The 13442-nt window shown below is 42.1% G+C and carries 11 protein-coding genes; 5 read left to right on the forward strand and 6 right to left on the reverse strand.

Annotated features, from left to right (window positions below; translation table 11 throughout):
- Nucleotides 1–37: 37 nt before the first annotated feature.
- A complete protein-coding gene (locus HQQ92_RS01835; protein ID WP_251071109.1) occupies nt 38–3397 on the reverse strand; it encodes a response regulator in 3360 nt (1119 codons plus the stop codon).
- Nucleotides 3398–3560: 163 nt separating this feature from the next.
- Between HQQ92_RS01835 and HQQ92_RS01840 the strand changes: the two genes are divergently transcribed.
- On the forward strand, nt 3561–4199 hold the full coding sequence (locus HQQ92_RS01840; RefSeq protein WP_168826430.1) for a response regulator transcription factor: 639 nt from the start codon (nt 3561–3563) through the stop codon (nt 4197–4199).
- Nucleotides 4200–4201: 2 nt separating this feature from the next.
- On the opposite strand, the gene HQQ92_RS01845 is transcribed toward HQQ92_RS01840, so the two are convergent.
- From HQQ92_RS01845 to HQQ92_RS01860, 4 genes are all read right to left on the reverse strand, one after another.
- The gene (locus HQQ92_RS01845; protein WP_173242686.1) at nt 4202–5449 is read right to left on the reverse strand and encodes a hypothetical protein; all 1248 of its coding nucleotides are present in this window, start codon (nt 5447–5449) and stop codon (nt 4202–4204) included.
- The gene (locus tag HQQ92_RS01850) at nt 5410–7878 is read right to left on the reverse strand and encodes a CS1-pili formation C-terminal domain-containing protein (protein ID WP_173242688.1); all 2469 of its coding nucleotides are present in this window, start codon (nt 7876–7878) and stop codon (nt 5410–5412) included. Before HQQ92_RS01850 ends, HQQ92_RS01845 begins: the two co-directional genes overlap by 40 nt.
- 104 nt (nt 7879–7982) lie before the next feature.
- On the reverse strand, nt 7983–8471 hold the full coding sequence (locus HQQ92_RS01855; RefSeq protein WP_173242690.1) for a CS1 type fimbrial major subunit: 489 nt from the start codon (nt 8469–8471) through the stop codon (nt 7983–7985).
- A gap of 23 nt (nt 8472–8494) precedes the next feature.
- A complete protein-coding gene (locus tag HQQ92_RS01860) occupies nt 8495–9214 on the reverse strand; it encodes a hypothetical protein (protein ID WP_173242692.1) in 720 nt (239 codons plus the stop codon).
- 254 nt (nt 9215–9468) lie between these two features.
- Here HQQ92_RS01860 and HQQ92_RS01865 point away from each other — a divergent pair, with 254 nt between their 5' ends.
- On the forward strand, nt 9469–10185 hold the full coding sequence (locus HQQ92_RS01865) for an EAL domain-containing protein (protein ID WP_309247072.1): 717 nt from the start codon (nt 9469–9471) through the stop codon (nt 10183–10185).
- Between the two features lie 38 nt (nt 10186–10223).
- Here HQQ92_RS01865 and HQQ92_RS01870 read toward each other — a convergent pair whose 3' ends face one another.
- On the reverse strand, nt 10224–10388 hold the full coding sequence (locus HQQ92_RS01870) for a hypothetical protein (RefSeq protein ID WP_105251095.1): 165 nt from the start codon (nt 10386–10388) through the stop codon (nt 10224–10226).
- Nucleotides 10389–10872: 484 nt separating this feature from the next.
- On the opposite strand from HQQ92_RS01870, the gene HQQ92_RS01875 reads away from it, so the two are divergent.
- From HQQ92_RS01875 to HQQ92_RS01885, 3 genes are read left to right on the forward strand one after another with little or no spacing between them, the layout of a single operon-like run.
- Nucleotides 10873–11394 carry a hypothetical protein gene (locus HQQ92_RS01875; RefSeq protein WP_131524044.1) on the forward strand — a complete coding sequence of 174 codons (522 nt, stop codon included), beginning with the start codon at nt 10873–10875 and terminating at the stop codon, nt 11392–11394.
- Nucleotides 11395–11454: 60 nt separating this feature from the next.
- Nucleotides 11455–12132, forward strand: a complete 678-nt coding sequence (locus HQQ92_RS01880; protein WP_006079763.1) for a response regulator transcription factor — start codon at nt 11455–11457, stop codon at nt 12130–12132.
- Between the two features lie 49 nt (nt 12133–12181).
- Complete coding sequence (locus tag HQQ92_RS01885; protein WP_105251097.1) at nt 12182–13438, forward strand: HAMP domain-containing sensor histidine kinase; 1257 nt, start codon at nt 12182–12184, stop codon at nt 13436–13438.
- Nucleotides 13439–13442: the final 4 nt, after the last annotated feature.

The raw sequence follows: 13442 nt of genomic DNA on the forward strand, positions 1-13442 counted from the left end.
AGTCCACCATGATAACTCTGAGTAAACCAGCCACCATTTAGGTGCGATTTCGCATTATCGCGTCTAGCTCAGTTATCAATTGGGCTATTGTCGTTTGAAATTGAGCCAATTCCGCTTCAGCATTATTATTTCCCTGTTGCCTCATTTTTTCTTCGAGTATCCAAGCGTGCTCTGCTATTGATGTGAGCCCTAACATACTGATAGTTCCTGCACATCTATGGATCTTATCCGCAAGTTGAGGTGTTTTAAGTTGAATATCCTGAAGTGAGGTTTCGAGCTCAGTTTTAAACATTAATAGCATTTTGCTTAATGTCTCTTCCCGACCAAAGGCATCCTCTAATATTTTTATATCGATAAGTGCTGGTTTTGCAGACGGTAGCCATTTCAAAAGCATTTTATACAGCTCATCTAAGTGCAGTGGTTTTGCCAGTAAGTCATCCATCCCAACTGCCATGCACCTTTGCTTCTGCTCATTTAGCACGTTGGCCGTGAGTGCGATGATGGGAATATGTTGCCCCTCGATTTCCTGCGATCTCACTTGTTGGCAAAAAGTGTAGCCATCCATCACTGGCATGCGGCAATCGCATAACACTAAGTCATATTGAGTCTTTTGCATGAGGGCGAGCGCTTGGGCACCGTTATCTGCAATATCACATGTTAGGCGTAACTGTTTCAGCTGTCGCTGCACCAATATCTGATTAAGTTGATGATCTTCAACTAATAATATTTTGCATTCTGGCCAGTTAAACTTAAATTGAATATCCCTTTGCGGGGTTGAGACTATAGTATCAATCCACCCCATGTTGATGTAACACACATCCTTCACAGCTTGCGATGTTAAGGGATTTGCATTCAATAAACATTGCTCATTTTGGTATCTATAACCCAGTGCTTCATTAAAGTGAGTGCAGAGTATGTGTTGCCGATCATCCGAAGCATTATCAGTAAACAACAGGTCTGCATTGGTTTTATTCTCTGTTAATACAATGCCTAATGAAGCTAAATGCCAAGATAAAGTGTGACGTAGTTTTATATCGCCGATGGCGATATATGCTTTTAATCCCTGCAATTGTTCATCAAATTCATTCTGAGCCACCACAGGTAACCGAATGCGTAAACCAATAAATGTGCCTAAATGAGGGGCGCTATTCAGGATGATGTCGCCGCCCATCATTTCGGCGAGTGTATGGCTAATGGCAAGGCCCAAACCTGCACCACCATAGCTACGTGTTGTCGAGACATCAGCTTGCTCAAAAATATTGAATATTCGCGCTTGAGTCTCAGTGTTCATGCCGATACCCGTATCTTGTACGCCAATGAGCAGTAATTGTTGACCTTCTTGTTCGGCTTCAAGCTTGACTGAGACCTCAATAAACCCGCGTTCAGTGAATTTAATGGCGTTATTTACCCAATTGAATAGGATTTGCTTTATACGAAGACTGTCTCCTGTTACCCGTGCAGCTACGCCTTGGTCAACGTGTAAGTAGAGGCTTAAGCCTTTGGTGCGTAAATCATTCATGACCATATTAAGCGTACTATCGAGAACTTCACGCAATAGAATAGGGGTTGATTCTAAGCGCATTTTCCCCATGTCTATTTTAGAGAAATCGAGAATATTATTAATGATTTGGAGGATTTCTTCCGCGCCATTACTAATGATTTGTACCATTTGTTTTTGTTCTATACCAAGAGGGGTAAAGCTGAGTTGCTCTGCCATACCCACGAGTCCATTCATGGGCGTGCGGATCTCATGGCTCATGGCTGCGAGAAATTCAGCTTTTCTTTTAGTGGCTTGCTCGGCGTTTTCTTTTGCGATGGCCAGAGCATTTTCGACGATGCGCCGTTTATTGATTTCTTGCCTGAGTTTTAAATAGGCTATGGTTAAGCCGCCAATGAAAAGCAGTAAACCTATCGCAATCGGCAGTAGTGTTTTGAGTAAGGTGTGCCAAGAGATGCCTTCGCTGTAATTTACGGCTAGCCAAGTATTGCGGATCTGCTGTTTTTCTTTCTCACTCATACTGGAGAAAACACGGTTAATTAATGGGATAAGTGGCCAATAAGGTTCACGAACGGCAACAGCGAGTTCATCTTTATAAGGCGTTGGTGCCGCTACTCGTAATTCATCGTCAAATTTGTCGTCGATGAGCATAGTCACAACGGCCAAATTACCTATGTAAGCCGCTGCTTTGCCCTTTGCGACTAAGGTCAGACCTTCGTCGGGATTGGCTGAAACTACAACATCGATATTCGGATAGGCTTTTTTAATGCTTGGCAGCAGTAGATTATCTGTGATGACCACGCGTTGAAAGTTCAGTTCTGACAGCCCCGCGATTCGCGGACTGTTGCGGGCAGTGGCTATAACAATAGGGAAAGACGTAAACACTTCGCTCATGTGCCAGTCTGGATATTGTGCTTTCAATCGTGTTGGAATAATGGCGAGATCAATCTCATGATTAACGAGTGCGGTTTGGATTTCATCCCACGTTCTGGTTTTTTGTGCCGCATAATCAAGCCCTAGTTTTTCTCTGAATTGTTCAAGATAATCAGCAAGTAAACCAACCAAGATGCCTTTATTGTTAACCGAAGAGAATGGCATCCAATGACTTACAAATCCGACTCTGAGTGAAGGTAAACCTGCCAGCCATTCGCGTTCATTGGGTCTAAGTAGAAAATTACTGTGGCCTAAAAAATGAAGATCACCCATACCCAGCCAAGTTACTTCGAGAGCATTGCGCTCTTCTACACTCAGAGCCATTAAGGCGTTATCGAGTTGTGTTACAAGCAGGCTATTGTTCTTCGTGATCCCTAAATGTAAGTTTTCCATCATCAGGGGGGCTTGGGCAACGATAAGAAGTTCAGGGTGTGCACTAATGTATTGGTTAGCAACATGAAGATTACCGATATAGGCATCGGTCGTTTTATCAATGACGGAGGAAAGTGCTTGTTCTGTATTAGAAAATGTTACTTCTGTTACGGTTGGATAATGCAGTTTGACTAATTTCTCCGTCGAGAATCCTTTTTCAACGGCAATCCGAGCTTGGCCAAATTCACTCACATCGCGAAAAAATCGGCTGTCGTAACGAATAACGACAACAGTAGGGGAGGTGTAGTATGAGCGGCTAAACATAAGGCATTGAGTACGTTCAACAGTACGAAAAGCGTCAAGCAAGACATCGACTTCCCCATTGCAGCCAGCAGAATAAAGGCTCATCCAATTGGGATAAACCTTCCAGTCTATTTGGTAATTAAGATTTTTGGCGAGCAGTTGTATGAGTTCGACACTAAATCCCGTTGTTATCTGGTCATTAATTTGTTGAAAAGGTCCCCAGCCATTGGCGAGTACGCCTACTCTAATTGTTGTGGTTTTGGGCTGTTCGGCATGAGTGATAAAAGTCATGCATAGCAGGGATAAGCAACTGAAGATGCAAAGAAGTTGGTAACGCAATTTTTGAGTCGCACGCATCTCTATGACCAAAGTGTATTAAGTCTCGAAAAAAACACCGATGCCAAGTAGTATAGATAAGGCATCCATAAGTTCACATTATCACGAGGAGTTATATATGGCTTTTAAGATCATCCTTGCCGACGATCACCCTATTATACTCACTGGCGTGCGTAGTTTGATGGCTGAAATGCAGCCAAGTTGTGACATTGTTGCTGAAGCAAATAATGTTTCCGAATTATGGCGTACATTAGAACAACATGAATGTGACTTATTGATCACAGACTTTAGTATGCCTAATGATGACAATGTCGATGGTATGGCCATGATTAAACAGCTAAGACGAAAATATCCAAATTTACCCATAATAGTATTGACCCAAGTACATAATTTAGGTGTATTACAAGCGCTGTTACAGATTGGAATACAAGGCTTATTATTAAAAAAATCAGTCATTGCCGAATTAGAGAAAACAGTTAAAAAAGTATTATTAGGTTCTGTTTACATTGGCGAAACTGTCCGTGAATTATTAAATGAACAAGGTATTAATCAATATACCATCCCAGTTGAACTTTCACTGAAAGAAATAGAAGTGGTACGTTTACTGGCAAACGGCATGTCAGTGACTCAAGTTGCCAGCTATTTACACCGCAGTGTAAAAACCATAAGTACCCAAAAAACCAATGCGATGCAAAAACTCGGTTTAAAAAGTGACAGTGAATTGTTTCATTATGCACAGCAACAGGGATTATTTTAATGTTAAAATGGAGGGATTTCAGCCTCGAACATAATAGTTACATCCCCTTGGTAAGTGCTTCCTGGATATTTCATCATTTCAGTTAAGTTGGTTTTGTTAATTTCAAACAATAGCTTTCTTGCAACATTGATATATTCCCCATCTGTATTTGTAAAATGGTACTTTGATGTCGATAGCGGCACTGATTTTCCTATACCATTTATATAACTGATTTCTATATTTGTTTTGTGACTGTTTTTAATGTTTTTAAGTTGGCACTGGCCATTTTTTTGATATTGGCAATAACTCAATGAAACATCAAATGGTGCGCTAAACCAAAACTTAAACGGCAATTCAGCCTTTAAGTTGGGCGGTGTTTTTCCGCTGTTCATCCATGGTGCCCAGCCCTTAGGCGGTTGCAAGATTACTTTATTGCTGCCAGCAGGGAATTCTAACTTAAGTTGATGCGTGACCCTTAAGGTAAATTCTATGGTTACGTTTGAGTCTGAATAGGTTGCATCACCAAAGTCGAGATCTTTATTGCGTCCAAGGCTCAGGGTTATATTGCCTTTATAAGTACCATTTTCCATTTTTAAAGGATCGGGAGGTTGCAGTTTATAACCAATATAAATCCTTTGAAGGGTGACATTCTTTGATGATGTGAATTTCGGGTTAAATTTATTGTTGTAACAAATGCCTCCAGACTGTTGGTTAGCGTTTTTTATGTCATAAAAATAATCTAAAATGCTACTGCTTGCCCAGGTATTTAATCTGAAGTTGCAATCTCCTTGAACATAATATAACCAAAAATTATCGGTTTCTCCTGCTTCTTTTATTAAGTTCGGGGTTTGAGATGCTCCAATTTTCGTTAGTTTAAATTTCATTTTGTGTGTTTTACTACTCCCTTTTTTTGTCAGCTCTACAGTTTTTTCGCCAGTAAACTTTTGATAAGTAATAGCATGTTCTAGTTTTCCATCATTACTAATTAGTTTTGATGATATTGTCGTCTCTATTTTTATTGCTTGCTCATTTTCTAAAGATGCGGTGCCTTTACACCAGAAATCACCAGTCATATTTTCAGGAACTGAACATGGTGTAGTGTTAATAAACTTACTACCATTAATATCATAGGGCGCAGGTTTATATTCAGCAGTAACCTGAATGGTAGCTGCCTCTGTTAATGGGCTGAGTAGCAAATATCCCAACAATGCATATAAAGCGTAACGATAATTCACTTGGCTAGGTTCTCTGTTAATGTTTGTTGTGCCCATGTTTGGGCATTACAAGTGATATTGCCTAATAGCAATAGGTTCTGTTCACGTTTCACTCGGTGTAAATCGAGTTCAAGGTTGCACTCTTGTATACCTTGATACTCCACTTGCAAGCTCGGATGGTGTTCACTCATTTCGACGGCAAAAAAGCCATCGGCCTCACTCAAGCTGCGCCCCGCATGGTTGGCGATAAGCGCGCCTTTAAGCGGCAATCCCTGTTGATTCACTAAGCGGCCAATCACAGTGACAGTCTTCATGACTCTGATTTGTTGGTAACTGACGCCTCCCTTATTGAGGTGGTAGTGCAATACGCTCGGTTGGATGACTGAAGGTGTGTCATCAAAGTCCTGTATGGCGAGTTGTACGCTACCACTGCGATAGGCGGTCACTGGCACTAAGTTGCGCCCAGGCTTTAAGGTGACACTGCCACCGTGCTCATCTTCTGCTTGTAAAATGATGTCTGGGGTATCAGCCATGACATCGATTATCATGCCCGCATCGTGGTTTTGGCTTTGGCCTGAGATGCTGAGTTCACCCTGTTGCCCCAGTGCAACCATACTATCGAGGTTTATGCCGCCTGTGATGCCGCTGTTATAGGACGATGACTGTGCATAGGCATCCCCGCTAACAATATCGTTGCTAAAGCGGCTATTGGCGGTTGCACCAACCCCATAGCTATCCGTGTTTAGCCCCATCCCTATGGTTTCAATGCCACGCCAGTCTAGTTGCTGTTGGTAATCAACATAGGCATGCTGTTCTTGCCCGCCAGAACGTGAAGTTCTGCTGCCTAAGCCACCACCCATTCGACGCGTTTGAGCGCCTAAGTTCATACTGAAATAAAGTGCTCCGCCTTGGTCGCGCTGGGCTGAAGTGTTAATGCTGCCAGGACGATCGAACGCATTTAAACTCCAGCTCATTTGGCGTCCCCAGAGTTTGCCGCTGTACTGCCAACCTAAGTCAATTCCTTGACCTTGCTCGGATTGATGTGACAAATAGGCCGAAACAGAGTGACCATTTCCTAAGTTATGTTGCAAAGATACACTCGTCTTTTGGGGATTAGAGTTCGTGATATCACTACTTTGCGATTGATTGAGCTGTTGCTGATGGCTGAGTACAAAGCTGCCGTGTCTATAGCTATAAACTGCTTGCAAATCAAAATCGCTGCCCTGTTGTTCATTTATCACCCAATTACCAAAAAAGCGCAGTTGTTGGTTCCAGTCCCAATCGGCCGAAACGCTATAATGCCAACCTTTATCCATAAATTGAGCCGCGGCGCCAAGGATGATCGCCGGTGTTAATAAGTAGTTTGCGAGTACCCCCGTGCTGAGTCCGCGTCTGCTTTCATCATCCCAATTCGTTATATCTTGTAACTTTTCTCCAGCAAACAAGTTCACTCGAAAGGGTTCTTCAGTGTTTTGCCATTGAGTGGGTTTGTTAATGATTTCTCGACGACGTTCAGTGACTTGGCCATCTTCTAGAATCCGAATTTCAACTTCATATATGCCAGATGGTAATACTTTAGTATCAATGGCTTGTAAGCCTGCGTTAATCTGTTGCGAGTTGATCAATTGTCCATTTTGGTAGATTTCTACCACACCTGCACGATTCGGAGTGACATAAATGGGTGTGGCACTGGCATAGGCTTGATCGACCAATAACTGATTAGAGTCACCCAACATCACCCCCATCACAGCTTGTGAGCTGCCGCTATAAATGATGGGCTGACGAACTAAACCTTGGGCATAAGGGGAGAAATACCCGAGTCGATAGAAGTGTCCTTCGTTTTGACGTTCTGTATACAACTGTTGAATAGTCGAGTTGAGTGTCTCTTCATTATTTTGAGTGACTTCACCTTCAAGTAGTGTGGTCCACTGGCCTAAACTTGCTTGGGCTTGCAAATTATAACGGCCTGCGTAATCGCTCTCATTGGATTGACTCCAATTGAGTTGTTGTCGAAATAGCGCGCCGTAGCTTCCCTGTTCAGGCAAGGCATAGTAGTGCGAGCTTGATGGTTGTTTTTCGATATTAGCCGTTAAAATGGATAATTGAGAGTTCTCCAAATTATATTCAATCGCTAATATGCCGCCCTGACAGCCTTTTGGGCACAAACCCAACTTATGTTTTTGGTTTAATTGCGCTATCCATAATTGTTGCTGACGTTCGTCAAGATCGCTTTCGCTCACGTCTATGAGTTTTAATAGTTGCACGCTGGTATCGAGTCCTAACACTATTTCACCTTCGCCAAGCAATTTATTATCAATGGTGATTCTTACTGTTAATGGGGCATTAAAAAAATGCTCAGAAAATCCATCGGGCAAGTTTTGATATTGCTTTAGCAGCTTGAGTGAGTCTGATGGTGTGCTATTAGCCAAAGAGCAAGAGCTAAAGATTAGCGTTGCGATCAGAATAGTCAGGATCAAAGATGACAAGTGTGTTGCCTCATATCGAAAAAATGAAAAGCATGAGTCGTTAACTTGAAAATTAATAAAGCTCCCTTCGCGGGAGCTTTTTTGAAATTTAACTTAATAAATCTCTATGGTTTTTTAGGTGGTGTTTCAGATTCGAAAATCATATTGACCATGCCTTGGTAGTTACCTGCGACATAGCCGCTTGCTGGGACAGTTGGAATGATCTCTAGTCCAAGGGTTTTACCCGTTTTAGCATTGTCGACATCGACTAATTCTGTCGCAGATGTCTTCAGTTCAATACCGCCCACTTTAACTGTTAGTGCAATATTATCATTGCCACTGGCGATAATGGCTGGGTTTGATAAGTAACCCGTAATAGCACCAATGGTACTTTTCACTTCTAGTTGCTTATTTAATTGATCTAGCTTTTTTGTATGGACGTTATATGCTAACTTTTGCTGGCTGTTGATCCAGTTATCATTGCCTGTTGGTTGCACAAAAAAGTTCTCTGACGGAATTTGTGCAATCACAATGACTTGATGTTCAATCTTTTCAGCCGCAAATGAGTTCATGGCCACTAATAAGGTTATTGGGGCCGCCTTCCATATTTTCATTACAGTCTCCTTTTAGGGATGCATTAGTTACCAATAACTATGCTTTTGGTTTTATCACCTTCAATCAATTGAAAGTGATAGCTTTCGTTACTATTTTTTACCAGTTGTTTTTTTGAACCGGGTAAGATGTGCAATTTGGTCGCTGTGGAACACTCTTTGGTTTTTTTGTTACATGATTCAAAAAAATCTAAAATAATAGTTGTATTCCCGTTATTTTTTATTTCTGCGCTATTTGTGTCTTCCGTTATTTCAGTTGAGTATTTAGGTTCTTCTGGGGTGATAAATAAAAATGCCCCATAACCTGTTAGTATTTGTATTCCGGCAGTGAGTTCTTCATGCGTTTTTTCAGTTTTTTGCTCATCAAATCCATCATTGTTTTTTGGCTGCACTGGTACAAAGCGAACTCTAAAGTAACGTTCTGTGTCTTTTTTATCTAAGAATAATAATCTCGTTGCTTGTACTCCCTTGGCTGGAATAATTAAGCGAGACGGGCTCGCTATCAAGGCGCGGTTTTCTGTCTCTTGTTCAGGTACTTCGTATGGCAGACCATTTTCATCATATTTTATTTCGTTAATCGATATTTTAATAAATGCAGTTGAATCGCCCATGTTCATTATTTTTTTCAAATAAGTGGTTTTATTGCTAGGCATATAGTCAAATAAGGTTCCTATGCTTATTTCTGCCGCAGCATAAACTTGAGAGCTATAAAAAATAATACCAAACAGCGCTAAATATAATCGCATTATTATTGAGTTACCTTGTATTGATTTGCCTTTATTTCATTTTTGGTTGATGTTGCTGTTCGATTGGAACAACATTTTAGCTGTATTTTATATGGGTGATTTTTATGCGTTAATAGGAATAGTCCTATAATAAAGTGCAGTGATTTTTTTGTTTTTAGGATTTATCTGATAGAAACGAGTGCCAATTTAGTTAAAAATAAGTCAGATATATTAATATTCTGTAGGTATCTATGCTGTCAGTTAAGCGTAAAAAAGTGAGTGAAGATATTGCAAGCTGCATTATGTCTGATGTGGTTATGCCTTTTTATCAGCCTATTATCGGGGTTGATAAAACCGTTATAGGATATGAAGCACTTGCACGCCGTTGGGATGCCAAGCGTCATGCATATACAGGTATTGATTTTTTATTGTTAGATAAAAATGCTGCTTTGCATATTGATATATGGATGTTGAGGTCGATTATCAAAGACTTACCTCGATTAGCCGATCAAGGCGTTGGCATACTGTCCATTAATTTAAATCCCATGCCATACAGTGTGACTTACCAAAATTTATTACAAATGCTGTTGCTTCAAGCAAAAGTGCTGTGCATCAAAATTTGGTTTGAAGTGTTAGAACACACTTTATTAGATGATAAACAGCATGAATTGATTGAAATGTTACGGGCACGAGGAGCCAGCATCGTACTGGATGATTTTGGCACCCAAGAATGTAATTTCTTGCGTATGATGGTATTGCCCTATGATGTAATCAAGTTAGACCGTTCCCTTTTGCTGCAAGCTTGTCGCTCTTCACATTCAATGCGTATGTTGACGAGCTTAGTTGAGTATTTACAGCGATTAGGAATGCAGGTTGTTTGTGAAGGTGTGGAGACTTTGACGCACATTGATGTGGCAACTTTATTGGGATGCGATTATCAACAGGGGTATGCCCATGCTATGCCTGCGCCGATTTCACACTGGGATAGTTAGGACGAATCACGCACTAGCTGCAAATTAACTGAGGCTGTTTATTTCGTTTTTCGCTTACCGAGTAATCCAATCCAAAATGTCCCTTCCAATAGCATGCCTAAGATGATGAACACCAATGCACTGGTGGCGCTGCCATAGGCATAAGCGCTTAATGCTGCTATTAATAACAAGCTTAAGCTTATCCATCGTATGACTGGTTTCATTTTCGCTCCGATTTAAAAATACCGTTACCTGACGCTAAGTTATCTGACTTTAGTCGAGGGAGATTTATTTGCCAATTCCACTTTGTAATGACACAGATAGACTAAAATACCCGCTAAAATTCAATCCTCTTGATTCTAAATGGCGAAATTGAGGGTTATCACTGAAAATGTCATGTTTAAAAATCCTCAGATGATCAAAGCTTAATCTTGTTTCCATCGGTGTTTAAGCTGGTATTAGGTAGACTTAACACATTAGCCACAAAATGATTTAGTGTTTGGCTTATCAGCGATGTAGGTGCTGTTGACGTTGGATTTCAGATCAATTGATGGCCGAACCAGAGTTAACGCTGACACAGTGTGATTCGATATCCAGTGGTAAATTGTGAGGGATTAGCTTGGAATTGTATACAGGCGCAATAGGTCCATCGACTTCTAACTGATTGTCTCATAAGATACAAACTTAGCTGATTTAAATGGAGGGGCCATGAGACTATGGTTGCTAGGATTCATGTTGGTATCTGGTGTCGCAACGGCGGCTCAGAGCATGTATTCGATGTTTGCGGGTGGAGACTATGTACCGCCGTTGAGCGTTATGCAGCAGATTGAAAAAGGGTTCTCCGGTGTGATTGCCGAATTTCATATGGAAGAGCAAGAGGGTGAATTAGTCTATCAATTTGAGTTGATTAATCCTTTAGCAAACTCTATAACGCGGTTTGAATATCGTGCCCGTGATGGTAAGTTACTGAAACAAAAGGCGAGTAAAGTAAGCGCCGATGATCTGGGTGAGGTTGAGGCAACGCGTATGATCGCGGCAAAAGATCAAACCTTTTCAGGTCTAATCATTAAGGCCACTAAAGATCATAAAGCCTTCTTAACCGAAGCAAAATTAGACCACGACTTAGGTATCAGTTACTTAGAACTTAAGCTGCTAGACGATACGGGTAAGTTTAAGTTGGCCTTTGATGTCGAAAATTTACGACCGTTACCTTTACTTAAGTGGGATTGAAATATCTAAGTCAATCGAGTGCTCACACGAGTGCTTAAGATTGAGGAGCGCAACATACAGATGAAAATACTTTTAGTTGAAGATGATGCGACGACGATTGATTACATCGTCAAAGGATTTCTTGAGCAGGGCCACAATATCGAAACGGCGAGCGATGGCCATCAAGGTCTGTCACTCGCGACGAGTAGTCAGTACGATCTCGTGATCCTCGACCGCATGTTACCCCAGCTCGATGGCTTAAAATTGCTGGCTGCCTTAAGGGCAACGGGCAATCAAACCCCAGTGCTGATTTTATCTGCCTTAGCGCACGTTGATGAGCGAGTGAAAGGCCTGCGCGCGGGCGGCGACGACTATATGACTAAGCCGTTTGCTTTCTCCGAGTTATTAGTTCGCGCTGAAAAACTGATGCACCGTGGCCAATCTGTGCCTGTGACAACTGATCTCGTTGTTGGTGGTTTGAAGATGGAGTTACTGACCCGTAATGTCACTTTAGACGGGCAGGAGTTGATGCTACAGCCAAAAGAGTTCCAGTTACTTAAGTATCTGATGGAACATGCTAATCAAGTTATTAGCCGCACCTTATTGTTCGAAGCAGTGTGGGATTATCACTTCGACCCGCGCACGAACGTCATCGATGTGCATATCGCAAAATTACGCCGTAAATTTGAAGAGTTAGGCCATGGCGAGCTTATCGAAACCGTGAGGGGAGCGGGTTATCGCTTACGACAAAGGCATTAAGCCTTACCAAAGCAGCGCCTGGCGCATCACAATCGTTTTTTCGACCTTAGTGATAGTGATCATCGGGGCGTTGCTATTTGCCCTTTATCGACAGTTGATTATTGAGCAGCAGTATCAAGTGACTCAATATTTAGAGTCAGAGACCCAACGTTATCAGCAACTTGCCCTAACGGTTGATCGCCGTAGTTTTGCCGCTCAAATCCGCGCCGCCGATCCACAAACGGCCCTGATCGCTTGGCGTAATAGCTACGATATGGTCGGTGCCTTGAGCTTTATGCCCGAAGGCATGCCCATGCTGCCGCAAACGCGGGATTTTCCTATTTTAACTGGTGGTCCAGATAAGCTGCATATTCTTACCGGCGGTCTGGTGATGACCCGCTACGGCCCAGTATTGATTGCGACCCGTACCGATAACTTAGCGACGTTAATTGATAAGTTTATCAGTGCCGCCGCGACGGCTGTCATGCTTACCGTAGTGTTGACTTTAGCGCTGGGTTATTTGTTTTCTAAGGCTATTTTGCGTCGGCTTGTACAATACAACCGTTTGAGTGAACAGATTGAACGCGGTCACTATGACACCCGCTTACCCTTGAGTTGGCGTCAGGATGAGTTCGATATGTTGGCACTGCAGTTTAATAATGTGCTGGATATTCTTGAAAATAACCTGATGGCAGTGCGTGGTGCGACCGATAATATTGCCCATGATTTACGTACTCCACTGTCACATATCCGTATTGGTATTGAAGAGTTGGCGAGTAAGCCGAGCAATGAGATTAGCGAAGGTTGCGCCATTTTGACCGAGGAGCTCGATCATTGTTTAGCGACGTTTGATGCCATGTTATCGCTCACGCGTATCGAAGAAGGTCAGCAGACACTCGATTTGCAGGAGTTAAGCCTAGCGCAACTGTGTACCGACTTATTGGATATGGCCGATGCTGTGGCTGAATCTAACGAGCAAACCTTGAGTTTATCGCTACTGACAGATCATAAGGTTTTTGGTGATAAATACTTATTATTCCAAGCCTTATATAATCTTGTCGATAATGCGATGAAGTATTCTGGCCAAGGTGCGCGGATTGAGATTATTCAGTCAGGCCCACAAATTCAGATCCGCGATAATGGGCCCGGTATTCCAGACGAGAGTAAAGAAAGAGTGTTCGAACGCTTAGTGCGCCTCGACCCTAGCCGGCATTTACAGGGCACTGGTTTAGGATTATCTATGGTCAAAGCGATTCTCTCACGGCACAATGCCAAAATTAATCTCACGGATAATCATCCTGGCTTAGTCGTCACTATTCAGTTTTAAGTCG

Source organism: Shewanella sp. DC2-4 (genome assembly GCF_013248875.1).
GTDB classification, from domain to species: Bacteria; Pseudomonadota; Gammaproteobacteria; order Enterobacterales; family Shewanellaceae; genus Shewanella; species Shewanella oncorhynchi.

What these genes read in the sequence shown, in the direction of transcription:
- HQQ92_RS01845 (WP_173242686.1), bottom strand. Translation starts at nt 5,449, where the DNA reads ATGGGCACAACAAACATTAACAGAGAACCTAGCCAAGTGAATTATCGT.
- HQQ92_RS01870 (WP_105251095.1), bottom strand. Translation starts at nt 10,388, where the DNA reads ATGAAACCAGTCATACGATGGATAAGCTTAAGCTTGTTATTAATAGCA.
- HQQ92_RS01855 (WP_173242690.1), bottom strand. Translation starts at nt 8,471, where the DNA reads ATGAAAATATGGAAGGCGGCCCCAATAACCTTATTAGTGGCCATGAAC.
- HQQ92_RS01875 (WP_131524044.1), top strand. Translation starts at nt 10,873, where the DNA reads ATGAGACTATGGTTGCTAGGATTCATGTTGGTATCTGGTGTCGCAACG.
- HQQ92_RS01835 (WP_251071109.1), bottom strand. Translation starts at nt 3,397, where the DNA reads ATGACTTTTATCACTCATGCCGAACAGCCCAAAACCACAACAATTAGA.
- HQQ92_RS01840 (WP_168826430.1), top strand. Translation starts at nt 3,561, where the DNA reads ATGGCTTTTAAGATCATCCTTGCCGACGATCACCCTATTATACTCACT.
- HQQ92_RS01860 (WP_173242692.1), bottom strand. Translation starts at nt 9,214, where the DNA reads ATGCGATTATATTTAGCGCTGTTTGGTATTATTTTTTATAGCTCTCAA.
- HQQ92_RS01880 (WP_006079763.1), top strand. Translation starts at nt 11,455, where the DNA reads ATGAAAATACTTTTAGTTGAAGATGATGCGACGACGATTGATTACATC.